This window comes from Micromonospora luteifusca (genome assembly GCF_016907275.1).
GTDB lineage: Bacteria > Actinomycetota > Actinomycetes > Mycobacteriales > Micromonosporaceae > Micromonospora > Micromonospora luteifusca.
The window spans coordinates 1,475,536-1,499,537 of the sequence record NZ_JAFBBP010000001.1; the positions used below are offsets into that span (position 1 = coordinate 1,475,536).

Sequence of the window (24,002 nt, forward strand, 5' to 3'; positions counted from 1 at the left end):
CGGCGGTCACCCGGCGCCGGCTGCGAGACGCTCACCTCCAGCGGGAATCGGCCGAGTGGCCGGGTGTGGCGACGGGCCCCGCCGATGAGCGGCCGCTACACCGACCCGTGGCCGGACCCGAACGAGCCGTCCTGGGTGGTCGAACCGACCACCGAATGGCACCCCCAGTTCCCCGGCCAGCGCTACCCCGGCGACATCGGCATGCCCCACCAGCCGCCGCCGCGTGGCCGGGCGACCGTGACCGGCCGGGCCGAGGTGCCGCCGCTCGCGCCCACCCGCCCGGACGGCACCTACCTCGGCCGGTCCTGGGCCGACGAACCACCGGCAGAGCCGGCACCCCACAGCCGATCCTGGGTGGACGACGAGCCGGGCGAGACACCGACCTACGGCCGACCCAGGTCCGACGAGCGCCCGACCGACGCGTCCAGCCTCGGCCGGCCCGACGGCGCAGACTCCCGCCACTACGACCACGAGCCGTACCGCCGGCCCCTACCCGAACCGCCCCGCCGCGACGACCGCCGCTCCCCCGAGTCGGACCGGCGTACCGCCTGGTCCGACCGACGCCCCGCCGACGAGCGAGGACCGGCGCGCGAGGCCGCCTGGCACCGGGACCAACCCACTTCCGAGCGGTACGACAGCCGCCGCCCGCGACAGGAGCCGACCGAGTGGGACCGGGGCCACCCGGGCACTCGACCGGTCTCCCCCGCACCCCGGTCCGATTCCGGCCGGGTGCCGGAGCCGGACGATGCGCCGCGTCGGCGCGGCACGCAGGAACGACCGGCCGCCGGTTACGAGCGGCACCCCGGCGACGGGTACGGCGTACGACCCACCCGGGACCACGACGGCCGGATGACCGACGACCGGGTCTCCGACGCCGCCGACCCGTGGGCGCCCGTGGACGGCGGCACGCGGTACCGCGCCGACGGGTACCCGGACCGGGCCGCCGACGACGTCCGCCGCCCGGAACGGCGCTACCGCCCGGACGAGGGGGCCGGAGCGGCACCGCCCCCCAACGGTGGACGACGGCACCGGCCCGAGCCGGAGATGCCCGAACAACCCCGCCGCGACGACGAGCGGCGCCGGCCCGACCCCGACCCGCACCGGCAACAGCCCCGCGAGAGCGCGGCCCGCGCCGAGGCGTACCCGGACCGGCGTCCCCGCGAGGAGGTCCGGCCGGACGCGTACCGCGAAGACGGACGTCGCGAGAACGTGTACCGCGAGGATCGGCCTCGCGACAACGGGCACCGTGAGGATCGGCCGCAGCCCGGCCAACGGCCGGACGGAGGCCTGCCCTGGCCGCCACCGGGTCCGCTGCGCCCGGACCGCAGCCGCGAGTCGGACCGCCGCACCGAACCGCACCGCACCGCGGACCCACACCGCATCCCGGAGCCCCACCGCACGCCGGACCCGCACCGCACGCCGGACCCGCACCGCAGCGCCGAGCCGGTTGTCCCGCCGCGCCCGGCTGCCCGGCCCGAGCGACCAGCGGCCACCCCGTCCCGGTACGAGGACCGACCCGTGCGCCCAGCCGCGACGGCACCGCCGGCACCGGTCTCGGCCGGCCGCGCTGTGCCGGTCCCGCCGGTTGCCCCGGAGCGACCGGTCCCGCCGGCGCCCGTCTCCCCCGCCGCACCCGGCCGAGATCGACCGGTGTCATCGGTGCCCGTCTCCCCCGCCGCGCCCAGCCGAGACCGACCGGTGTCATCGGTGCCCGTCTCCCCCGCCGCACCCAGCCGAGACCGACCGGTGTCGGCCGCTCCGGTATCCCCTGCCGCCGACGTACCCATCTCGGGTCCACCTGCCGCACGCCTTCGGCTGGAGTACCTGCCCGCGCCAGTGGACCCGCCGATCGCCGACGAGCGCTCGGATGTCCCGTCGGCTGGGCACAGGACACCAACCGAAGCGGCACCGGCTGCCGGGGCGCACCCCACCCCACCACCGCGCTACCCCGGCCCGGACAACGGGGACCGCCCGGTGGACCATCGGCGCGGCGGGGATCCGACCCCAGACCGCCACCGGGTCGGCGGCACGCCGGGTACCACCGCGCCGAGCGACCATCGCCCGGCCCCGCCGGAGCGCCCGTTCCCGTCGGACCGACCGGCCCCGTCGGACCGACCGCAAACCTCGGACCGACCGCACGCCCCCGAACGACCGTTCGCGCCGCAGCGCCCGCACTCGTCGGAGCCGGCGGACCCGACGGCCGCGGCACGCCCGGCGGTCGCGCCGCCGCCAACCTGGCAGGTCCCGGACCCGACATCTGCGGCCCCAACGTCTGCGGCCCCGGCCCCTGCGGCCCCAACGTCTGTGGCCCCAACGTCTGCGGCTCCGACGTCTGCGGCTCCGACGTCTGCGGCTCCGGCGTCTGCGGCTCCGGAGCCTTTGGTCGAGGACGCCGGGGTGGCGCTTCCGCTGGCCCCTGGGACACCGCGCCGCTACGTACCGCCGCCGCCCTCGGAGGGGCCGGTCGCCCCCGTTCGGGCGTCGGAGGAGGTCCCGGGCACCCGTGGGCCGGACGCGTGGTTCAGCCCCGCTCAGCCGGCCGAGACCGACCAGGGCGAGCCTGCGACGGACCGGCAGTCGGCCGACTTCACCGACGACGAGTCGACGGCGGGCGACCCCGGCCTCTCCACCTCGCCGACCACTGTGGACACGGATCCGTCGACATCGACCGTCAACGTCCATCGCGACCTGGTCGACGAACCCACCGACGGGTCGGCACCGACCGACGCCCCCGCGCCGCTTGCTCGCCCGACCTCCAGCGCCCCCAGCGCCTGGGCGGACGACCCGGTCGACGATGCACCGGCAACCGTCGAGCCAGGATCGGTGGAGGGCGACCGGCCCATCTCCGGCGTGCCTGCCATCGCGCTACCGCACCACCGGGCCGAAGCCGCCGCCGAGGCCGCGCACCAGCCGGCCGCCGCTCGTCCGGTCGGAGACGACGCCGAGCCGATTGAGCACGACCCGACCGACGACGCCGAGCCGCACAACCGGCCGCCGGACGCGGAGGACATCCCGGCCACCGCAGGGCCGACGGACGACGCCGAGCCGCACAACCGGCCGCTGGACGCGGAGGACATCCCGGCCACCGCAGGGCTGACGGACGACGCCGAGCCGCACGACCGACCGTCGGATGTGGAGCGCGATCCGAGCACCGCAGGGCCGACGGACGACTGGCAAGCCGACGACTGGCCGATCGACGCCGGGCCGCCAGCCCAACCCGTGACGTCTGACGACGACACGTACCCTCCCGTCGCGGCAGCACCCGTGTCGGCCCCGCCGGTGTCCGACAACCCCGCACCGAGGGTCCCGGCACCGGCCGCCGCGCCCATCTCCGCGCCGCCAGCGCCCCCGCTGCCGGCCGCCGCAGAACCCATCTCCGCGCCGCCCACGCTGCAGGCCGCCGCAGAACCCATTTCCGCGCCACCCGCGTCGGCACAGCCAGCCTCCGTGGCACCCGTGTCCGCGCCACCGTCCGCCGCTGCCCCTGTGTCCGCCCCGCCGACCACACCGGTACCCGAGTTCGCAGCACCCGTGTCCGCAGCACCTGTCTCCGCCGCACCTGTCTCCGCGCCTCCCGCACCGGCAGAGCCGGCCGCCGTGGCACCCGTGTCCGCGCCGCCCATCTCCACGCCGCCTGCGGCCGCGCCACCGCCCCCCGTAGCACCCGTCTCCGCACCGCCGACGCCCCCCGTACCCGTGTCGTCGGCAGCGCCCGTGTCCGCGCCACCCATCTCCACGCCACCCACGTCGGCCACGCCGACATCCACACCACCCGCATCGGCCATGCCCACATCGGCGCCACCCGCGTCGGCCATGCCGACGTCCGCGCCACCCGCGTCGACCGTTCCCGGCCCGAGGACCGGCTCGGGCGGCGAGACCGTGCCCGTCTCCGCACCACCCGGCGACGCTCCGCCGACGACAGCCCGACCGTCACTGGCCGACCCGGGTGATCCGGAGCAGGTCCTCGCGGCGTACCGCTGGCGACTGGACCCGGTCACCCTGCGCGAGGAACTGACGGAGCCGGACGACCTGCGGGCCATCCGGCGGCGGCTGACCGAGAAGCTGGGCTCGGCGATCGACAACCGCGCCCGGGCCCGGCTGCTCAGCCTGCGGGCAGTGACCTCGAGGATCCTCGGCGACCTGGACGACGCGCTGGCCGATGGTCGGCTCGCCCTCACCTACGCCGAGGCCACCGGTGAGCTGCGCCGGACCGCGCTAGCCCAGGCCCGGCTGGCCCACGTGCTGCGCTGGCGCGGCAGCTTCGCCGAGGCGGACCAACTCTTCGCACAGGCCAACTCGGTCGAACTGCCGGACCGGTTGCGGGCCGCACTCCACGAGCACGCCGGGCGGTCGTGTTACGACCAGGGACGACTCATGGAGGCCTGCCAGCACTTCGAGCAGGCGCTGGATCTGCGTGGTGCGGGCGACGCCGAGCTGCTGGACCGAATCCGGGTGGCTCTCGACGCGGTCACGGCCCGAGCTGCGACGGACGGCTTCGGGCCGTACCGCCGGGGTCGGGACGAGGTGCTCGACCGTGACCGGCCCCCGCTGCCGGAGCGGGACGGGCCGCTGTGGGGTTACACCAGCCAGGACGACGACCTGGTCATCCCCGCCCGGTACGCCGAGGCGCAGCCGTTCCACGACGGGTTGGCCTGGGTCCGCCGGCCGGACACCGACCGGTGGTCGCTGATCAACCTGCTCGGTACGACGGTGATCCCGCCGTCCTTCCGGGCGGCGCACCCCTTCAGCGACGGCTTGGCCTGGGTGGTCGGCGAGGGCGGCTGGACGGCGATCGACGCGACCGGCGCGGTGCACGTCGCACCCAACTTCGCGGAGGTACGACCGTTCCGCCGCGGGCTGGCGGCCGTTCGGCGCGAGGGGTGGGGGGCGGTCGATCGGACCGGCCGGATCGTCGTGCCGACCCGCTACCACGGGTTCGTCACCGAGTTGGCCGACGGCCAGCAGGTCGACGGTTTCACCGACGAGGGACTCGCCGTGGTCGACGTGGCTGGCCGGCGGGGCGTGGTGGACCGCACCGGCGCGGTGCTGGTCCCGCCGACGCACGCGATGCTGGCCATCCACCCGGTGGCGTTCCTGGTCGCGAGCGGTACCGGGCGGTGGGGTGCCCTGGACCGGCGCGGCGCGGCGCTGATCGACCTGGTGCACCGGGATCGCGCCGAGGTGCTGACGGAGATCGATCGACTACTCACCGATGCGAACCCCGTGCTGTAAGTGATCGGTCGACGATGGTGATCCACTAGAGCTAGGGTCGGTACATGGAATTCCGACACCTGGGCCGCTCCGGCCTGATGGTCAGCGAGATCTCGTACGGCAACTGGATCACCCACGGTTCGCAGGTCGAGGAGGACGCCGCGTTCGCGTGCGTCCGGGCCGCCCTCGACGCGGGGATCACCACCTTCGACACCGCCGACGTGTACGCCGGCACCCGGGCCGAGGACGTGCTCGGCCGGGCGTTGCAGAACGAGCGCCGCGAAGGCCTGGAGATCTTCACCAAGGTCTACTGGCCGACCGGGCCGGGCCGAAACGACCGGGGCCTGTCCCGCAAGCACATCATGGAGTCGATCAACGGCTCGCTGCGGCGGCTGCGCACCGACTACGTGGACCTCTACCAGGCTCACCGCTACGACACCAGCACCCCGCTGGAAGAGACGATGGAGGCATTCGCCGACGTCGTCCACTCCGGAAAGGCGCACTACATCGGCGTCTCCGAGTGGACCGCCGCGCAGCTGCGCGCCGCCCACCCGCTCGCCCGTGAGCTGCACATCCCGCTGGTCTCCAACCAGCCGCAGTACTCGATGCTGTGGCGGGTCATCGAGGCTGAGGTCGTGCCGGCCAGCGAGGAGCTGGGCATCGGGCAGATCGTCTGGTCGCCGATGGCACAGGGCGTGCTCTCCGGCAAGTACCTGCCGGGGCAGCCGCCGCCGGCCGGTTCCCGGGCCACCGACGAGAAGTCGGGTGCGAACTTCATCTCCCGGTTCATGAACGACGACGTGCTCACCCGGGTTCAGCAGCTCAAGCCCCTCGCTGAGCAGGCCGGGCTCAGCATGGCCCAGCTCGCCGTGGCGTGGGTCCTGCAGAACCCGAACGTCTCGTCGGCGATCATCGGCGCGTCCCGCCCCGAGCAGGTGCACGACAACGTGAAGGCGGCCGGCGTGAAGCTCGACGCCGCGTTGCTCAAGGCGATCGACGACATCGTCGAGCCGGTCACCGAGCGGGACCCGGCGAAGACCGAGTCCCCCGCGCAGCGTCCCTGACGCCAGTCCGGCCCGGTCGGCGCGAATCTCTCGCGCCGGCCGGACCGGGTTCGGTCAGCTCCGCCCGTCGCCGGGCAAGGTCAGCTCCGCCCGTCGCCGTTCGGTCAGCTCTGCCAGAAGCGGATCAGGTCGAGGCCGGTGGCGTAGAGCCACGAGGGCAGACCGAGCAGGTCACCCACCGCGAAGACCGCGTCGAAGAACCAGCCGCCGATGCGCGGGTTCCACAGCAGCGCGAAGAGCAGCAGGAAACCGTACGGGGCGAACAGGTCGTACATCTTGCGCCACTGCGGGTTGAGCCACGGTTGGATCATGTTGCCGCCGTCCAGGCCGGGCACCGGCAGCAGGTTCAGGAAGCTGGCGGTGAGCTGTAGGAAGGCGAGCAGCGCCACCCCGGCCCAGAACTCCAACGGGCCACCCGACTCAATGCCGATCCGCAGTGCCGCCACCAGCACCAGCGTGAACAGCACGTTGGTCGCCGGGCCGGCGAGGCTGACCAGGGTGTGCCGTAGTCGGCCCGGGATGGCGTGCCGGTCCACCCAGACCGCACCGCCGGGCAGACCGATGCCGCCGAGCAGCACCACCACCACCGGCAGCACGATCGACAGCAGCGGGTGGGTGTACTTCAACGGGTTGAGCGTCAGGTAGCCGCGGTGGGCGATGTCCCGGTCTCCGGCCCGGTAGGCGACCACCGCGTGGGCGTACTCGTGCAGGCAGAGCGAGACCAACCAGCCGGACACCACGAACAGGAACACGTTGAACCGGACGCTGCCGTAACCGTTCCAGGTCAGCACCCCACTGACCACGAAGAGAGCGACCAGGCCGAGGAAGACCGGGCTGGGCCGGAACGCCGCCTTCGGTACGCCGAGAACCAGCCCGTCGGCCCCCGGCCGGTCGTAGGCCATCACTCGGCCGTGGGCAGCAGGCTCATCCGGTACTCCACCCGGTCGTCCTCAACGAGCGCGACCGAGGTGACGCCGGACGCCGCGAGCTCCCGCCAGGTCTGACCGATCCAGGATTCGGCGTCGGCCTGGCTGCCGAACGACTCCGCCGGTCCCTCGACCGTCTGGCCGTTCGTGCCCTCGTACCGCCAGCTCCACGCCATGCCGCGTCTCCCCTCGCCGCTGAAGTCCCCGTGGGACGAACCCTCGCCAGCGTAGTCGGCCCGGCGCGCAACGGCCGCTCGCTCGCCCCCGCGGGGTCCATGGGTGGATCAATCCCGTTGGCGGCGGCCGGTACGGTGACCCGGTGCTGACTCGGGGAGTGCTGCTCGGTGACCGGTACCGGCTGAGCGAGCGGGTGGCGACAGGTGGGATGGGCGCGGTCTGGCGCGGCACGGACGTGCTGCTGGAACGCGAGGTCGCCGTGAAGGTGCTGCTGCCGTCGCTGGTCGCCGACCAGGAATTCACCGCCCGGTTCCGGGCCGAAGCGCGGATGCTGGCCGCGCTGCGGCATCCTGGCGTGGTCGCGGTGCACGACGTCGGGCAGGCCGTGCTCGCCGACGGCGGCCAGGTCGACTACCTGGTGATGGAGTACGTCGAGGGTGAGCCGTTGTCCGCACGGGTGCGCGCGGCGGGGCGGCTGGATCCGGCCACCACCATGTCGGTGCTGGCACAGGCTGCGGACGCGCTGCACACCGCCCACCTCGCCGGCATCGTGCACCGGGACGTAAAGCCGGGCAACCTGCTGGTCAAGGCGGACGGCAGCGTGGTGCTCGTGGACTTCGGCATCGCCCGTTCCCGCAGCATGGCCGGGCTGACCGCCGCGAACATGGTGCTCGGCACCGCCTCGTACATGTCCCCCGAGCAGGCCACCGGACAGTCGGTCTCGGCCGCCACCGACGTCTACGCGCTCGGCGCAGTGGCGTACTTCTGCCTCGCCGGGCAGCCGCCCTTCCACGGCGACAACCCGCTCGCGGTGGCGCTCCGGCACGCACAGGAGCCGCCGCCGGCGCTGCCGCCGGGCACCCCACCGGCGGTCGCCGCGGTGGTCGCCCGCGCGCTGGAGAAGCGTCCGGCGGACCGGTTCGGCAGCGCCGCCGACATGGCCGCTGCCGCCGCCGATGCCCGCGACTCGACCCTGGCGAGCATCCCGGTCTCCGCCCGCCCACCGTGGGCTCTGGCCGCACCCACCCCCGGGACGCCCTCGGCCCTTCCGGCCACCCCGCCCGTCCCGACCCCCACGCCGCCCGTCCCGACCCCCACGCCGGCCGCGCCGGCGCCCTCGGCCGGGCCGACGCCGACCGGGCGACCCGCGCCGATCGGGGCCGCCGCCGTGGGCACGCCGCCAGGCTTCGCGGCCGCACCGGTGACCGGGTCGGGGTCGACCCGGGAGGACGTGTTCCGGGAGAGGTCGTCCGGCCGGCGCCGGCAACTGCTGATCGTGGCCGGCGCGGTCGCTCTCGTGGCGCTGATCGCCGTGGCCGTGGTGGCTCTGCGGCCCGGTGGGGAGCCGGGTGGGACGGAGCGTCCGCCGGCGCTCGCCGGCGGATCGGCGGCGGTCCCGGACGACGTCGCGCTCGACGACGGGGGTGCGAGCACTTCGGGCCCCCCGCCCAGCGGCACCCCGAGCGCCAGCCGCACCGCGACCCCCGCGCCGACCGGCTCCAGCGTGCGGACCGACGCGCCGACGACCGCCCCCGACCCGCCCACCACGACGCCGGGCAGCACCCCCACCGGGAAGGCCAGCAGCCGACCGACGCCCACCGGCAGCGCGGCGGGCCGGCCCAACCCGTACACGGCGGCGCAGGCGTGCGGCAGCGGCTACCAGGTGATCGACTCGGCGACGCTGACCGGCAGCGACGGCCACCGCAAGGGCCGGGTCTTCCTGATGTACCACCCGGGCACCGGCGGCAACTGCGTGGTCACCCTCAAGGACACCGCGGTCGGCGCGAAGACTGCGGCTTCGGCGTACCTGGAGGTGCAGGGTCGGGCCCGTAGCACCGACAGCGGGTTCTTCGACTACTACGCGGGGCCGGTGCGGGCCAGCGCCGCCGGGACGTGCGTGAAGTGGGGCGGTGCCACCGGCGGGGTCAGTTACGGCAGTGGGTTCGAACACTGCGACTGAACGACGGCGAGCACCGGGCCGGCAGGCAGTGGGAGCACCGGCGGCCTTAAGGTACGGGCATGTCCGTAGACGGGTGGAACACGGTCCTGGTGCTCGGCGGGACCCGGTCCGGCAAGTCCGAGTTCGCCGAGTCCCTGGTCACCGACGCGCCGGTGGTCCGCTACCTCGCCACCGCGCCTGAGGGCGACCCGGAGGACACCGAGTGGGCGACCCGGTTGGCGACGCACCGCGCCCGACGGCCGGGCAGCTGGACCACCGAGGAGACCGCCGCGGAGCCACGCCGGCTGGCCGACGTGCTCGCGTCCGCCGAGCCCAACGAGACGCTGCTCGTCGACGACCTGGGTGGCTGGGTGACGGTGCTTCTCGACCCGGACCACCAGCCCGCCGACGACGTGGCGACGATCACGGAACTGGCCGAGGCGGTCCGCACCTGCTCGGCGCGGGTGGTGCTGGTGAGCCCCGAGGTGGGGCTGTCGCTGGTGCCGACCACCCCGCTGGGCCGGGCGTTCACCGACGCGCTGGGCGCGGCCAACCGCGCGGTCGCCGACGCCTGCGACGCGGTGGCGCTGGTCGTCGCCGGCCAGCCGGTCTGGCTGAAGCCGGTCGCCACCACGACCGTGCCAGCCGCTCCCGCTCCCGCGACCGCGACCGCGACCGCATCGGTCGTGGCGAGCGGGGCCGACGCCGAGCCCACCCCCGAGGTGCAGCTGCCCGACGTGCTGACCCACACGCCTCCGGTAGTCCCGAACCAGGAGCCCGGAAACCCCTGGGCGGCACCGACCATGGCGCTGCCGGTGGTGGCCACCGGGTTGGTCATCCAGCCGGGCATGGAGTTGCCGATGCCCGACGAGTACGCGGGCCCGCAGGCGGTGGACCGACTGGCCACGCTGGACGTACCGGGGGCCGGTCTGGGTGTGCTGGACCGGGTCGTCGGTTTCGCCGCCGCCACCCAGGGCACCTCGACCCCGCAGGCCTGGGGTTCGGTGCGGGTGTTGCTGCTGCACGGCGACCATGCCGGCGGGGCGTCGGCCGGCACCGTTGCCGGTGAGTCTGCGCGCCGGGCCGCACAGGCCCGCGCAGGCCGGGGCGCGTTGGCGCGGCTGGCCGCCGAGAGCGGCGCCAGCCTGCAGGTGGTGGACACTCCGGCCGCCGCTCCGATGGAGGAACAGCCGGCGCTCTCACCCGATCAGGTGGAGTCCGCGCTGCGTTACGGCTGGAGGCTGGCCGAGCAGGCCGCCGACGCGGGCGTACAACTGCTGGTGCTGGGGGCGTGCGGAGCCGGCACCGAGGCCGCGGCCGCGGCGGTGCTCGCGGCGACCGCCGGCGCGGAGCCGCCGGCCGTGCTGGGCCGGGTGATCACCGATTCGGGCGAGATCGACGACGCGGCGTGGATGATCCGCTGCGCGGCGGTACGCGACGCCCTGCACCGCACCCGCCGCTCGTCGCGCGGCGCCAAGGAAATCCTGGCCGAGTTGGGCGGCGGCGACGTGGCGGTGGCCACCGGCGTGCTGCTCGGCGCGACCGCCCGCCGGCTGCCGGTGCTGCTCGACGGGCCGGTCGGGGTGGCCGCCGGCATGGTCAGCCGCGACCTGGCCGGGCAGGCCCGGCACTGGTGCCTGCTCGCCGACCACGGCGGGCACCCGGCGGTACGGCTCGCCGCCGACGTGCTCGGTCTCACCCCGCTGCTCGACCTGCGGCTGGATCTCGGCGAGGGCGCGAACGCGCTGGTCGCGCTCCCGCTGCTGCGCTCGGTGCTGGCGCTGGCCGCCGCTCTGCCGGTCCACCCGTCGCTGGGCGGTGACGAGTCGCTCGGCGGTGTCGAGGAGCCGGGCCCGGCCCCCGACGAACCGGAGCCCGACTTGACCGAGCCAGACTTCACCGAGCCCGACTTCGCCGAGCCGGAGCCGGAGGGCCCGGGCCCGGCCAGCACCGGGGCGGACGAGCAGCCGGCGTCGGGCTGGCGTGCCGGCTGAGTCGCGGTTCCTCGCGGGAACCCGGCTGGCCCTCACCACGTTCACCACGCTGCCGGTGCGGGCCGGACGAATCGACCGCCCCGTCGCCGGCACCGCGATGGCTCTCGCCCCGGTGGTTGGCGCGCTGCTCGGTGCCCTGCTGGCCGGCGTGCTGCTGCTGACCGGCGCGTTCGCTCCCCCGTTGGTGGCCGCGGGTGTGACGGTTGGCGCCGCGGCGCTGTTCACCCGCGGGCTGCACCTGGACGGGCTGGCCGACACCGTGGACGCGCTCGGCTCGTACCGGCGGGGGGCGGCCGCGCTGGAGATCATGAAGAAGCCGGACGTCGGCCCGTTCGGGGTGGTCGCCCTGGTGGTCGTACTCCTGGTGCAGGCGGCGGCGCTCGCCGACCTGGCGGGGCGGTCCTGGCCGGCGTGTCTCGCGGCGGTGGCCGCGGCGACCGCCGCCGGGCGGTTCGGCGTCACGGTGGCCTGTCGGCGGGGTGTGCCGGCGGCCCGGCCGGACGGGCTCGGCGCGCTCGTGGCCGGCACGGTCGGCCCGGTGGCACTGGCCGTCGGCGCGGTCGCCGTCGCGCTGCTGGCGGTGCCCGCGGTGCCGGGCCGCCCATGGCAGGGGCCGCTGGCCGTCGCGGTCGCGCTCGCCGTCGCGGTCGGTCTGCTGACCCACGTGGTACGACGGCTGGGCGGGATGACCGGGGACGTCCTCGGCGCGACCGTCGAGGTGGTCACCACGCTGGTCTACCTGGGTCTGGTGCTGTCCGGCTGAACCGGGCGCGGCGGGCCGGGTAGCGTTCGGCTCGACAGACAGCACCGGCGTCGGCCACCGGGGGATCCCAGAATGCTCATCACGGACGACTTCCTGCCCGTACCGGTGCCGGAGTCGCTCAGCGCGACCTACCTGGTGCCGATGGCGGGGCTACCGAAGGTCAGCGCGAAGACCGCGGTGGCGGCGCTGACCGGCCGGCTGGCCGAGCCGGTGCACGGCCTGGCCCGGCAGATGCTGGACAGCCCGCTGATGAGCGTCGACACCCGGCCCATCGCCGACTTCCCCGAGTTGCCGCCGGACCTGCTCACCGCGTTCGGCGCCACCGAGGAGCAACTGGCCCGGCTCGCCGCGGCGACCCACCTGGTGGTCGTGCAGGCCGAATACCGGCCCGGCTGGCCGCCCGCGCACGAGTGGGCGGCCCGCGCGGTCGCCGCTGCTGTGGCGGAGTCCGTCGACAGCGACGTGGTGGACGTCTTCGGCCTGCAGTTCCTCGACCCGGCGACCGCACTGCGCTCACTCCCCGACGAGCAGGGCCGAATCCGGCTGGTCGACTGGGTGCTGGTGCCGTACTCGTCGGACACCGAAGGGCTGTGGTTCACCACCAAGGGGCTGCGCCGCTTCGGGCTGCTCGAGTTGCAGACCCAGGGGGTTCCCGACCACCTCACCCGAGCCTGGGGTGCGGTGATGACCGGAGCGGCACGCCGGCTGCTGCGGGACTGGACCGACGGGCTCACCGGCGAGGAGGTGCCGGCGTTCGTGCAGCTGCCGGTGCTGGCCACGGTCACCGGGCACGACATCGCGGTGGCGTACGGCAACCCGGAACAGCACGGCGCGACCGCCCCGGTGCTGCTGCGCCTGGAACTGGACCCGGCGACCGACCCGGAGGCCGACTCGTTCCTCAGCCTGCGACCGCCCGCCGGACACCGGGGGCCGGACGGGCGCTACTACGCGGCAGCCTGCGCGACCCTGTTCTCCGGGATCCAACCGGACGTGCGCTACGCCCGCTCGGGTGACGCGATGAGCCGGGCGGTCGCCACCGCCCGGGCGGCCCTGGGTGACGCGCGGGCCCGGTTCGTCGCGGGCCAACTCCCGGCGGAGTCGCAGCTGGTGGTCAAGTACGGCCTGCCCGGCGACGACGGCCCGGAGTACGTCTGGGCGGGCGTCACCTCGTGGGAGGCCGCGGAGCGGATCGTCGGTGTGAGCGCCAGCGACGCCGCCACCGACCCGAGCGTCCGGATCGGCGCTCCGGTGGTGGTGGAGGCGACCGACGTAGTCGACTGGGCGGTCCTGGACGCCACCGGCGTCATAGAGGGCGGCTGGACCCAAGCAGTCCTAGACTCCGGCGAACCCCCAACCCCCTAGCCCCCCACCCCCACTCCCCCTGCCCCGCCCACCCGGCCCTGCCCCGCCCCACGGCGTTGATCATGAGGTTATTGCCACCGCCGTCGGCGTGTCGTGGCAATAACCTCATGATCAACAGAGCGGGGGCGGGGGCGGGGGCGGGAGCCCGGAGGGGGTTACTTCACTGAGGGGTTTACGAAGGGGGGTTTGGTTAGGGTCAGGGGGGCTCGGCGGCCGCGGATGTCGACCTCGACCTCGTCGCCTTCGGACAGGTTGGCGTCGGTGTTCAGGAGGGCCAGCGCTATGCCCTGCTTGCGGGTTGGGGAGAAGGTGCCGCTGGTCACCTCGCCAACCTGGGTGTCACCGACGTGCAGGGTCATCCCGGGCCGCGGAATGGCCCGGTCTACGGCCACCAGGCCGCGCAGCGTACGCCGGGGGCCGGCGGCCTTCTCGGCGAGCAGCGCGGCACGGCCCCAGAAGGCCGGCTTGTCCCAACCGACCGCCCAGCCGGAGCGGGCCTGCACCGGGGTGATCTCCAGGGAGAGGTCCTGCCCGTGCAGCGGGTAGCCCATCTCGGTACGCAGCGTGTCCCGGGCGGCCAGGCCGCACGCCCGCAGGTCGAACGCCTCCCCGGCGGCGAAGAGCGCGTCCCAGACGGTCACCGCGTGCTCCGCCGGCACCACCAGTTCGTAACCCAGCTCGCCGGTGTAGCCGGTACGGCAGACGGTCAGCTCCACCCCGGCCAGGTTCGCCGCGGAGAAGCTCATGTAGCCGTGCTCCGTGGGCAGGTCGAGAGCGGCCAGCAACTCGGCCGAGCGGGGGCCCTGCACGGCCAGCACGGCGTACGCCTCGTGCTCGTCGGTCACGGTGACCTGCGCGGGCGCCGCGGCGCGCAACCGACGCACCACCTCGCCGGTGTTCGCCGCGTTCGGGATGAGGAAGACGTGGTCGTCGGCGTACAGGTAGGCGATGATGTCGTCGACCACACCGCCGGTGGCGTCGTCACAGCAGAGCGTGTACTGCGCCCGGCCCGGACCGATCCGGCCCAGGTCGTTGCTGAGGCAGGCGTTGACGAAGTCGGCCGCGTCGGGGCCGCTCACCCGGGCCTTGCCCAGGTGCGACACGTCGAAGACCCCGACCGCGGTACGCACCGCGGTGTGCTCCTTGAGCACCCCGCCGCCGGCGTACTCCAGCGGCATCTCCCAACCCCCGAAGGGGGCGAACTTGGCGCCGGCGGCGATGTGCCGCTCGTGCAGCGGGGAACGGCGCAGCCGGGTCGCGGCGGCGTCGAAGGTCACGTCGGTCATGGGTGGCAACTTACCGGGGGCAACGTCGCTGGTTAGCATCGGCGGGAGCCCGCTGGCGCTGTCGGCGGGACAGCCATCACGTCCGGCGGGTACGTTCCGCCGGAGACCTTCACCGCTGGTACGCGACCCCGCGACCGGCCCGGCCCGCCCGGAGTAGCTTCAGTGACATCACCCCGCACCACCAACCTGAGCCTGGTCGACACCGACCCGGCCGAGCTCGCCGTCGACGCGATCGTGATCGGCGTGCACAGCCAGCCCGGAGAGCAGGGCGCCACCAGCGGCCTCGCCGGCACCCTGCTGCTCGCCAGCGGCGCGGAGAGCATCGCCGCCGCCTTCGACGGCAAGCTGACCGAGACGCTGGCGCTGCTCGGCGCGACCGGTGGGCCGGGTGAGGTCATCAAGCTGGCCACGCTGGGCACGGTGACCGCCCCGCTGGTGGCCGCAGTCGGGCTCGGCCCGGAGCCGTCGGGTGCCGCCCCGGCGCCGGAGACGCTGCGTCGGGCCGCGGGTTCGGCGATCCGGGCTCTGGCCGGTGCGTCCAAGGTCGCGCTGGCCCTGCCGCTGCCCGACGACTCGGACGCGTCGGCTGAGCTGCGCGCGGTCGCCGAGGGCGCGCTGCTCGGCGGGTACCGGTTCGCCGGCTACAAGACCCGCCCCCAGCCGACCCGGCGGGAGCCGGTGGCCGAGGTGCTCGTCGCGGTGCCGGACGCCGGAGACGCGGGTGCCCAGGCGGAGGTCGTCCGGGCACAGGTGGTGGCGGATGCGGTCCGGCTCACCCGGGACTGGGTGAACACCGCACCGAACGAGCTGCGTCCGCCGTCGTTCGCCGACGCGGTCGCCGACGCCGCCCGTGCCGCGGGCCTCGGCGTCGAGGTGCTGGACGAGGCGGCGCTGGCCGCCGGTGGGTACGGCGGCATCGTCGCGGTCGGCCAGGGCTCGGAGGCCCCGCCCCGGCTGGTGAAGCTCACCTACACGCCGGAGGGCGGCGGTAACGGCAAGCGGGTCGCGCTGGTCGGCAAGGGGATCACCTTCGACACCGGCGGCATCTCGATCAAGCCCGCGCAGGGCATGTGGGAGATGAAGTCCGACATGGGGGGCGCGGCTGCGGTGGGCGCGGCCATGCTCGCGATCGCCGCTTTGAAGCCGACGGTGGCGGTCAGCGCCTACCTGCCGATGGCGGAGAACATGCCGTCGGGCACCAGTTACCGGCCGGGTGACGTGATCACCATGTTCAACGGCAAGCGGGTCGAGGTGCTCAACACCGACGCCGAGGGCCGGATGGTCCTGGGCGACGCCATCGCCCGCGCCTGTGCGGACGGCACCGACTACCTGTTCGAGACCTCGACCCTGACCGGCGGCCAGGTGGTCGCGCTGGGTAAGCGGGTCGCTGGTGTGATGGGCACTCCGGAGCTGTGCGAGCGGGTCCAGGTGGCCGGCGACGCGGTCGGCGAGCCCGCCTGGCCGATGCCGCTGCCGGAGGACGTGCGTAAGGGCATGGAGTCCGATGTGGCGGACATCTCGCAGGTCAACGCCGGGATGGACCGGGCCGGTCACATGCTGCAGGGCGGGGTGTTCCTGCGCGAGTTCGTGACCGACGACGTGGCGTGGGCGCACATCGACATCGCGGGGCCGAGTTACCACTCCGGCGAACCGACCGGTTACTGGACCAAGGGCGGCACCGGCGTGCCGGTCCGCACGCTGGTGCAGCTCGTCGAGGACGTCGCGGCCAACGGCTGACGGAAGTAGGCGGAGGGGCCCCGGTTCAGGGGCCCCTCCGCGCGTCTCAGCTCCGCTCGGGTCGACGCTTGCGGCGCTCGTTGAAGTCGCGCATCCGCTGCGGGTAGCCCATCAGCCGGACGTCGTACACCGGGATGCCCATCCGGTACGCGAAGCGTCGGGCACCGTCCGGGCCGTCGATGCGGCGGCGGGTCCACTCTCCGTCGTCGGCGATCAGGATGACCGTGGTCTCCGTCACCGTCGTCCGGGGCTCGATGTACGCCTCGACCCCGCGCCGGCTCCGAATGAAGTTCTCCAGATGGTCCAGGTCGCCCCGATCGGCGGCACGGTCATGGCTCGGCACAGTCGCCTGTTTGCGGCGCCGGAACAACCCCACCGGACCTCTCCCCCACGTTCCGTCATCGACAACGGTGCCAAGGGTACGTGTCGATGACGTGTCGTTGGGCACCTCGGTACGCACCCTGTGCCCGGTGGTGACAAGATGACCGAGGTGGGGTGTGTCTGTGTTACACCTCTGTGACCCCCGATGCAGCGACGCGACCTGGGAGTTGGACGTGAGCGAGCCGAACGAAGCGACCTTCGACATTGTCATTCTCGGAGGTGGCAGCGGCGGCTACGCGACCGCGCTGCGCGCCGTCCAGTTGGGCCTGAAGGTCGCGCTGGTCGAGAAGGGCAAACTCGGCGGCACCTGCCTGCACAACGGCTGCATCCCGACGAAGGCGCTGCTGCACGCGGCCGAGATCGCCGACCAGGCCCGCGAGTCGGAGCAGTTCGGTGTGAAGGCCGAGCTGATCGGCATCGACATGGCCGGGGTCAACTCGTACAAGGACGGCGTGATCGCCCGCCTCTACAAGGGCCTGCAGGGCATGCTGAAGGGCAACAAGGCGATCACCATCGTCGAGGGCCACGGCAAGCTGGTCGGCAAGAACGTGGTCGAGGTCGACGGCAAGCGCTACACCGGCCGCAACGTGGTCCTGGCCTCCGGCTCGTACGCCAAGAGCCTGCCGGGCCTGGAGGTCGACGGCGAGCGGATCATCACCAGTGACCACGCGCTCACGATGGACCGGGTGCCGTCGTCGGTGATCGTGCTCGGTGGCGGCGTGATCGGCGTCGAGTTCGCCAGCGTGTGGAAGTCCTTCGGTGTGGACGTGACGATCGTCGAGGCGCTGCCCCGACTGGTCGCCGCCGAGGACGAGGAGTCGTCCAAGGCGTTGGAGCGGGCGTTCCGCAAGCGGAAGATCAACTTCAAGGTCGGCAAGCCGTTCGAGAAGGTCGAGAAGACCGAGAGCGGCGTCAAGCTGACCATCTCCGGCGGCGAGACCGTCGAGGCCGAGCTGCTGCTGGTCGCCGTGGGTCGCGGCCCGAACACCGCCAACCTCGGGTACGAGGAGCAGGGCGTCAAGATGGACCGCGGCTACGTGCTGACCGACGAGCGGCTGCGCACCAGCGTGCCGAACGTCTACGCGGTTGGCGACATCGTGCCCGGCCTCCAGCTCGCGCACCGGGGCTTCCAGCAGGGCATCTTCGTGGCCGAGGAGATCGCCGGGCAGACCCCCGCCGTGATCGACGAGGTCGGCATCCCGCGCGTCACCTACTGCGACCCGGAGTTGGCGTCGGTGGGTCTCACCGAAGCCAAGGCCAAGGAGCAGTACGGCGCCGACAAGGTCAAGACGTACAACTACAACCTGGGTGGCAACGGCAAGAGCCAGATCCTCAAGACCACCGGCTTCGTGAAGCTGGTCCGGGTCGAGGACGGCCCGGTGGTCGGCGTACACATGATCGGCGCCCGGGTGGGTGAGCTGATCGGTGAGGCGCAGCTCATCTACAACTGGGAGGCCTACCCGGCCGAGGTCGCCCAGCTCGTGCACGCCCACCCGACCCAGAACGAGGCCCTGGGCGAGGCGCACCTGGCCCTCGCCGGCAAGCCGCTGCACGCACACGCCTGATCATCCAACCGCGGCGTCCGGCGACGGGCGAAGATCCCACCAGGGGAATGAAGGAGTCTCAGAAAATGCCGGTATCGGTCACCATGCCCCGGCTCGGCGAGAGCGTCACCGAGGGCACCGTCACTCGCTGGCTCAAGCAGGAGGGCGACACGGTCGAGGTCGACGAGCCCCTGCTCGAGGTCTCGACCGACAAGGTCGACACCGAGATCCCGTCGCCCGCGGCGGGCGTGCTGAGCCGGATCGTGGTCGGCGAGGACGAGACCGCCGAGGTCGGCAGCGAGCTGGCCGTCATCGCCGGTGAGGGCGAGTCGACCGGCGGCGGCGAGGCCGCCCCGCAGGAGCAGCAGCAGGCGCCGGCCGCGGTCGAGCCGGTCAGCGAGCCGACCGCCGCCGCCGAGGGCACCGCCGACGAGGTGGCGCAGGACGAGGCGCCGGCTCCGGCCGCCGCGCCGTCGGGCGAGGGCACCGCGGTGAAGATGCCGGCCCTGGGTGAGAGCGTCACCGAGGGTACGGTCACGCGCTGGCTCAAGCAGGTCGGCGAGACCATCGAGGTGGACGAGCCGCTGCTGGAGGTCTCCACCGACAAGGTGGACACCGAGATCCCGTCGCCGGTCGCCGGCACCGTGCTGGAGATCAAGGTCGCCGAGGACGAGACCGCCGCGGTCGGCGCCGACCTGGCCATCATCGGCGTTGCCGGTGCGGCCCCCGCGCAGGCGAAGCCCGAGCCGAAGCCCGAGCCGAAGGCGGAGGCCGCGCCGGCGCCAAAGGCCGAGCCGAAGGCGGAAGCCGCGCCGAAGCCGAAGGTGCAGGAGCCGACGCCGGGCCTGTCGTACAACGAGCCGGACGCGGAGACCGAGAGCTCGGCGCAGCCGGCGAAGACCGAGCAGGCTTCGCAGCCGGCCGCGGCGGCGCCGACGCCGCCGCGCCCGTCCGCCCCCGCGCAGGGTGGTGGTGAGGAGGCCGCCGGCTACGTCACCCCACTGGTGCGCAAGCTCGCCAGTGAGCACGGTGTCGACCTGTCCTCGGTCAACGGCACCGGTGTGGGTGGCCGGATCCGCAAGCAGGACGTCCTCGACGCGGCCGAGAAGGCGAAGGCCGCCAAGGCCGCTCCCGCCGCCGCGCAGCCGGCCGCCGCACCGTCGGCGGCCCCGGCCAAGCCGGCCGCGAAGCCGCAGCCGAGCAGCAAGCGGGGCACCACCGAGAAGCTGCCGCGCATCCGGGCCACCATCGCCAAGCGGATGCAGCAGTCGCTGCACGAGACGGCCCAGCTCACCACGGTGGTCGAGGTCGACGTCACCAAGGTCGCCAAGCTGCGGGTGAAGGCCAAGGACTCGTTCCAGGCCAAGCACGGCGTGAAGCTGTCCTTCCTGCCGTTCTTCGCACTCGCCGCCATCGAGGCGCTCCAGACCCACCCGATCATCCAGGCCAGCATGGACCTGGACGGCGGCACGATCACCTACCCGGCCGCCGAGCACCTCGGCATCGCCGTGGACACCGAGCGCGGGCTGCTCGTGCCGGTGATCCACAACGCCGGTGAGCTCAACATGGGCGGCATCGCCAAGCGGATCGCCGACCTGGCCGAGCGCACCCGGGCCAACAAGATCACCCCGGACGAGATGGCCGGGGCGACCTTCACGTTGACCAACACGGGCAGCCGGGGCGCCCTCTTCGACACCCCGATCGTGCCGTCGCCGCAGTCGGCGATGCTCGGCACGGGTGCCGTGGTGAAGCGTCCGGTCGTGGTGAACGACCCGGAGCTGGGCGAGGTCATCGCGGTCCGGTCGATGGTCTACCTGGCCATGTCCTACGACCACCGGCTGATCGACGGCGCCGACGCCGCTCGCTTCCTGACCGCGGTCAAGGAGCGGCTGGAGGCCGGCAACTTCGAGTCGGAGCTGGGCCTGGCCTGATCCCGCACCAACGCCGAAGGGCGCCCCGGTCGTCGACCGGGGCGCCCTTCCGTTTGCGACCTCAGCCCATCGTTTGCGACCTCAGCCCATCGTTTGCGACCTCAGCCCATCGTTTGCGGCCTCAGCCCTTCAGCAGGGCGGTCGAGACCTGCCAGAGCCGCTCGGCGGCCTCCGGGTCCAGCGCGTAGTCCGCGACGCCGGTCCGCCCGCCGGGCTGGGCGGGGGCGGCCTCCTGGCAGTCCTCGAAGTAGCGCCCACCCACACCGTCGAGCAACGGCGACGCGGCAACCAGCACCGAGGTGGCGGCACCCTGCTCGACGGTCTTCCAGGCTGCCGCGTTGCCCGCGCGGAGCCGGTTGAGCTCCTCCTCGCTGACGTAGCGCTGCAGGTTGGTCTGGATCGCGCCGGGCATCAGCGAGTTGGACAGGATGCCGTCGTCGCCCCAGCGGCGGCTCGCCTCCACGGCGAAGAGCACGTTGGCCGTCTTCGACTGCCCGTACGCCTGCCACGGCTCGTACTCCCGACGCTCGTACTGAATGTCGTCGAAGACCACCGGTGAGCGTAGGTGGGCGGCGGAGCTGACCGAGACGATCCGGGCCCCGCCACTGGCGGCGAGCGCCGGTCGCAGCCCGGTGGCGAGCGCGAAGTGCCCCAGGTGGTTGGTGGCGAACTGCATCTCCCAGCCCTGCGGGGTGCGCATCTCCGGCGCGGCCATGATCCCGGCGTTGTTGACCAGGATGTGCAGCGGGCCGTCCCAGTTGGCCACGAAGTCGGCGACCGAATTCTGGTCGGCGAGGTCCAGCGGGGCGACCATGACCCGGTCGTTGCCGGTGGTGCCGGTGATGTCGTTGGCGGCCTTCTGGCCGGCGTCGGTGTTACGGACGGCCAGGGTGACCTCCGCACCGGCGCTGGCCAGGGCACGGGCGGTTTCCACGCCGATGCCGGACGACCCGCCGGTGACGATCGCCCGCCGCCCGACGAGGTCCACGCCCCGGATCACGTCCATGGCCGTGGAGTTGTGGGCGAACGAAGTGGTGATCGGCTTGCTCGTCGTCATGATCCATCCTTGTCCAGGGTGGGTCGGACCGACCGGCCCTGCTGCCGGAGGCCGCTGGCGGCCATGATTCGGCCTTCGCGCCGACAGACGGCGCTCCGGACCGAATGAAGGCCGGTCCAGGTGTTTTCCCGCCCCGGGCCAGAGGTAACGCCCGACACCGCCGCCATCGCCGTTCGGGCCACCGACCAGACCGGACGCTGCCAGAGTGGGACCGTGGGCGGCTACCGGCGGGGTGGGCAGCTGGGGCCTGCCGTCCCGATCGCCCCCGGTGCCCGGGTGGACAGGTTCGAGGTCTTCTTCGACCTGGTCTTCGTCTTCTCGTTCTTCATCATCACCCGGGCGACCGCCGCGAACATCTCCGGCAAACAGGTGCTGCATGCCGGTCTGGTGCTCGCCGTGCTCTGGTGGTGCTGGGTGGTGCACAGCCTGGTCGCCACCCGGGTCCGGCTCGGCGAGGGCTACGTCCCGGTGCTCATGGTGATCGCGATGGCCGCCCTGTTCGCGTTCGCGCTCGGGCTGCCGCAGGCGTTCAGCGACCCGAAGGGCAGTGCGGCCGGCCCGATGCTGGTGGCCATCAGCTACGTCGTGGTCCGCGGCATCCACTGGATCCTGTATCAGCACGTGGTGCGGGACAGCCCGCAGGAGCGCCGGCAACTGCGGCGGTTCGCGCCGGAGCTGGCGGTGAGCATCGTGCTGCTGCTGGCCGCCGCGCTGATCCCGCCGCAGATCGGCGACCCCGACCAGGCCGCGACGGTCCGCGACAGCCTGTGGATCGCCGTGGTGGTGGTGCAGTACGCCACCGGTTTCATCGTCGGCACCTGGGGTTGGGGGGTGACCAGCGCTGAACACTGGACGGAGCGCTACGACCTCATCCTGATCATCGCGCTGGGTGAGTCCGTGATCTCCACGGGTGTGGGCGGCAACCTGCTCGGCAAGGCGGTCACCTGGCCGGCAGTGGCGGCCGCCGCGCTCGGCATCGTGATCACGGCTGCGCTCTGGTGGGCGCACTTCGACTTCATCGGGCCCGCCGCCCGGATCGCCCTGCACGCGGCGGAGGGTGGCCCGCGGGTGGCGATGGCTCGTGACGCGTACGCGTACATCTACCTGCCGATGATCGCCGGGGTGATCCTTTTCTCCATCGGCAACGAGGAGATCCTCCACAAGATCACCGACCCGGCCGGCGGGGTCGCCGAGAAGATCGAGGGACCGGCCGTACCGATGTTCTTCGGCGGGTTGATCTGCTATTTCGCCGTCAACATGTTGTTTCAACTGCGTACCCTGCACACCATCAGCTGGACCCGTGTCGGCGTCATCCTGGTGCTCACGGTGGCCCTGCCGATCGCCCAGCACCTGCCGGCACTCGGCGCGCTCATCCTCGCGACCGTGATCTGTGTGGGGCTGGTGGCCGTGGAGGTGCTGGTGATGTCGAGTTCCCGGCAGGCGCTGCGGGCCGCCGTCTTCCAGGAGCGCACCAGCCACGAGGCCCATGAGGCTGCCTGGCGTGCACGCTGGCACGACGTCGAGGAGACCGACGAGCCGACCAGGCCATGACCCACTGGGATCAGCTCCGGTGCAGCGTCGCGGTGCACCCGGCACGAAGGCCGTCGTGGGCATGGAGGCGCGGGGACAGCATGGGACAAACGTGCACCCAACCGATTCACCGACCGGCCGGCTCGCTGCCGTCGGCAACCAGATGATCGAGATCCACCTCTGGCTCAGCGCGGAACTGGCCCGTCTCAGCGCAAGCCTCGACACCGCGGGTGATGCCCGCCCGTCCCGGGACCTGCGGGCGCACTGCCTGACGTTCTGCACCGCACTTGGGCGACACCACACCGGTGAGGACGCGGGCGCGTTTCGCCTGCTGGCCGAGCAGGTCCCTGAGCTGCGCCCGGTCATCGCGAACCTGATCACCGATCACGAGGTGGTGGCGGGGGTCCTGGAGCGGGTCGAGGCGTTGCTGGCCGGCGACACGGCGGTGCCGTTCGCCCAGGTGGGCGCCGAGCTGGACGGGTTGGCCGCGCTGCTGGAGTCGCACTTCCGCTACGAGGAGAAGCGGCTCGTCAGCGCGTTGAACTTCCTCACCGGCCGACCCGGTACCGCCGAGGAACTCCTCGGCCTGACCGCGCCGCCGAGGCACTCCTCAGCCTGACCGCGCCGCCGAGGCACTCCTCGGCCTGACCGCGCCGCCGGCTGACGGGTGTCCCGTCTAGACGCGGGAACGGGTGGCTGCCCCGGCCTGCTCGACCTCCGGCACCGGGCCGGGCAGCCGCTCGTAGAAGCGGATCTTCTCCCGAAGGTGGTCGTACTGAAGCTGGAGCAGACGCATCTGCTCCTCGACCTGGGTCGCGTGCCGTTGCAACAGCTCGCGCCGTTCGTCGGCGGTGTGCTCGCCCTCGCGGGCGAGTTGCGCGTAACGGCACATCTGGGCGATCGGCATCCCGGTGTCGCGCAGGCAGCGGAACAGCACCAGCCAGCCGAGGTCGTCATCGGTGAAGACCCGCTGTCCGCCCGCCGTCCGCTCCACGTCGGCGAGCAGGCCGATCTTCTCGTAGTACCGCAGGGTGTCGAGGCTGAAGCCGCTGCGGCGGGCGGCCTCCGAGGGGGCGTAACCGCTCATGGCCCGAGATGCT

General features: G+C 73.2%; 17 protein-coding genes. 11 read left to right on the forward strand and 6 right to left on the reverse strand.

Features of this window, described 5'->3' with window-relative positions; translation table 11 throughout:
- Positions 1 to 84 precede the first annotated feature (84 nt).
- On the forward strand, positions 85 to 5,232 hold the full coding sequence (locus tag JOD64_RS06230; protein ID WP_239559431.1) for a WG repeat-containing protein: 5,148 nt from the start codon (positions 85 to 87) through the stop codon (positions 5,230 to 5,232).
- A gap of 44 nt (positions 5,233 to 5,276) precedes the next feature.
- Positions 5,277 to 6,275 (forward strand): aldo/keto reductase family protein, encoded by a 999-nt coding sequence (locus JOD64_RS06235; protein ID WP_204941359.1) that lies wholly within the window; start codon positions 5,277 to 5,279, stop codon positions 6,273 to 6,275.
- Positions 6,276 to 6,379: 104 nt separating this feature from the next.
- Here the strand turns inward: JOD64_RS06235 and JOD64_RS06240 are convergent, their stop codons facing one another.
- Positions 6,380 to 7,177: a site-2 protease family protein gene (locus JOD64_RS06240; protein ID WP_204941360.1), complete on the reverse strand. Its 798-nt coding sequence runs from the start codon at positions 7,175 to 7,177 to the stop codon at positions 6,380 to 6,382.
- Positions 7,177 to 7,377, reverse strand: coding sequence for a hypothetical protein (locus tag JOD64_RS06245; RefSeq protein ID WP_204941361.1), 201 nt, complete (start codon positions 7,375 to 7,377; stop codon positions 7,177 to 7,179). Before JOD64_RS06245 ends, JOD64_RS06240 begins: the two co-directional genes overlap by 1 nt.
- Before the next feature lie 143 nt (positions 7,378 to 7,520).
- Between JOD64_RS06245 and JOD64_RS06250 the strand changes: the two genes are divergently transcribed.
- The 4 genes from JOD64_RS06250 to JOD64_RS06265 all read left to right on the forward strand — a co-directional run bounded on the left by JOD64_RS06250 (position 7,521) and on the right by JOD64_RS06265 (position 13,436).
- Complete coding sequence (locus JOD64_RS06250; protein ID WP_204941362.1) at positions 7,521 to 9,338, forward strand: serine/threonine-protein kinase; 1,818 nt, start codon at positions 7,521 to 7,523, stop codon at positions 9,336 to 9,338.
- Between the two features lie 59 nt (positions 9,339 to 9,397).
- Complete coding sequence (locus JOD64_RS06255; protein ID WP_204941363.1) at positions 9,398 to 11,311, forward strand: bifunctional adenosylcobinamide kinase/adenosylcobinamide-phosphate guanylyltransferase; 1,914 nt, start codon at positions 9,398 to 9,400, stop codon at positions 11,309 to 11,311.
- Positions 11,301 to 12,074 carry an adenosylcobinamide-GDP ribazoletransferase gene (locus tag JOD64_RS06260; RefSeq protein WP_204941364.1) on the forward strand — a complete coding sequence of 258 codons (774 nt, stop codon included), beginning with the start codon at positions 11,301 to 11,303 and terminating at the stop codon, positions 12,072 to 12,074. Before JOD64_RS06255 ends, JOD64_RS06260 begins: the two co-directional genes overlap by 11 nt.
- A 72-nt stretch (positions 12,075 to 12,146) precedes the next feature.
- Entirely contained in the window at positions 12,147 to 13,436 is a 1,290-nt protein-coding gene (locus JOD64_RS06265; protein WP_204941365.1) for a DUF2314 domain-containing protein, read from the forward strand.
- A 155-nt stretch (positions 13,437 to 13,591) separates the two neighbouring features.
- Here the strand turns inward: JOD64_RS06265 and gcvT are convergent, their stop codons facing one another.
- A complete protein-coding gene (gene gcvT / locus JOD64_RS06270) occupies positions 13,592 to 14,722 on the reverse strand; it encodes a glycine cleavage system aminomethyltransferase GcvT (RefSeq protein WP_204941366.1) in 1,131 nt (376 codons plus the stop codon).
- A 162-nt stretch (positions 14,723 to 14,884) separates the two neighbouring features.
- On the opposite strand from gcvT, the gene JOD64_RS06275 reads away from it, so the two are divergent.
- Positions 14,885 to 16,459, forward strand: coding sequence for a leucyl aminopeptidase (locus JOD64_RS06275; protein WP_204941367.1), 1,575 nt, complete (start codon positions 14,885 to 14,887; stop codon positions 16,457 to 16,459).
- A gap of 46 nt (positions 16,460 to 16,505) precedes the next feature.
- Here JOD64_RS06275 and JOD64_RS06280 read toward each other — a convergent pair whose 3' ends face one another.
- Complete coding sequence (locus JOD64_RS06280; RefSeq protein ID WP_204941368.1) at positions 16,506 to 16,835, reverse strand: hypothetical protein; 330 nt, start codon at positions 16,833 to 16,835, stop codon at positions 16,506 to 16,508.
- Positions 16,836 to 17,013: 178 nt separating this feature from the next.
- Here JOD64_RS06280 and lpdA point away from each other — a divergent pair, with 178 nt between their 5' ends.
- Together lpdA and sucB are read left to right on the forward strand one after the other, a co-directional pair.
- Positions 17,014 to 18,405 (forward strand): dihydrolipoyl dehydrogenase, encoded by a 1,392-nt coding sequence (gene lpdA, locus JOD64_RS06285; protein ID WP_204941369.1) that lies wholly within the window; start codon positions 17,014 to 17,016, stop codon positions 18,403 to 18,405.
- 65 nt (positions 18,406 to 18,470) lie between these two features.
- Positions 18,471 to 20,315 carry a 2-oxoglutarate dehydrogenase, E2 component, dihydrolipoamide succinyltransferase gene (sucB, locus tag JOD64_RS06290; RefSeq protein ID WP_204941370.1) on the forward strand — a complete coding sequence of 615 codons (1,845 nt, stop codon included), beginning with the start codon at positions 18,471 to 18,473 and terminating at the stop codon, positions 20,313 to 20,315.
- Between the two features lie 121 nt (positions 20,316 to 20,436).
- On the opposite strand, the gene JOD64_RS06295 is transcribed toward sucB, so the two are convergent.
- A complete protein-coding gene (locus tag JOD64_RS06295) occupies positions 20,437 to 21,372 on the reverse strand; it encodes an SDR family NAD(P)-dependent oxidoreductase (RefSeq protein WP_204941371.1) in 936 nt (311 codons plus the stop codon).
- 213 nt (positions 21,373 to 21,585) lie between these two features.
- On the opposite strand from JOD64_RS06295, the gene JOD64_RS06300 reads away from it, so the two are divergent.
- Complete coding sequence (locus JOD64_RS06300) at positions 21,586 to 22,923, forward strand: low temperature requirement protein A (protein ID WP_204941372.1); 1,338 nt, start codon at positions 21,586 to 21,588, stop codon at positions 22,921 to 22,923.
- A gap of 91 nt (positions 22,924 to 23,014) precedes the next feature.
- A complete protein-coding gene (locus JOD64_RS06305; protein WP_307813262.1) occupies positions 23,015 to 23,521 on the forward strand; it encodes a hemerythrin domain-containing protein in 507 nt (168 codons plus the stop codon).
- A gap of 57 nt (positions 23,522 to 23,578) precedes the next feature.
- Here JOD64_RS06305 and JOD64_RS06310 read toward each other — a convergent pair whose 3' ends face one another.
- Positions 23,579 to 23,989, reverse strand: coding sequence for a MerR family transcriptional regulator (locus tag JOD64_RS06310; RefSeq protein WP_204941373.1), 411 nt, complete (start codon positions 23,987 to 23,989; stop codon positions 23,579 to 23,581).
- Positions 23,990 to 24,002: the final 13 nt, after the last annotated feature.

Coding starts and splice junctions, on each gene's coding strand:
- JOD64_RS06240 (WP_204941360.1), bottom strand. CDS start 7,177: ATGGCCTACGACCGGCCGGGGGCCGACGGGCTGGTTCTCGGCGTACCG.
- JOD64_RS06235 (WP_204941359.1), top strand. CDS start 5,277: ATGGAATTCCGACACCTGGGCCGCTCCGGCCTGATGGTCAGCGAGATC.
- JOD64_RS06265 (WP_204941365.1), top strand. CDS start 12,147: ATGCTCATCACGGACGACTTCCTGCCCGTACCGGTGCCGGAGTCGCTC.
- JOD64_RS06255 (WP_204941363.1), top strand. CDS start 9,398: ATGTCCGTAGACGGGTGGAACACGGTCCTGGTGCTCGGCGGGACCCGG.
- JOD64_RS06245 (WP_204941361.1), bottom strand. CDS start 7,377: ATGGCGTGGAGCTGGCGGTACGAGGGCACGAACGGCCAGACGGTCGAG.
- JOD64_RS06310 (WP_204941373.1), bottom strand. CDS start 23,989: ATGAGCGGTTACGCCCCCTCGGAGGCCGCCCGCCGCAGCGGCTTCAGC.
- JOD64_RS06295 (WP_204941371.1), bottom strand. CDS start 21,372: ATGACGACGAGCAAGCCGATCACCACTTCGTTCGCCCACAACTCCACG.
- sucB (WP_204941370.1), top strand. CDS start 18,471: ATGCCGGTATCGGTCACCATGCCCCGGCTCGGCGAGAGCGTCACCGAG.
- gcvT (WP_204941366.1), bottom strand. CDS start 14,722: ATGACCGACGTGACCTTCGACGCCGCCGCGACCCGGCTGCGCCGTTCC.
- JOD64_RS06230 (WP_239559431.1), top strand. CDS start 85: ATGAGCGGCCGCTACACCGACCCGTGGCCGGACCCGAACGAGCCGTCC.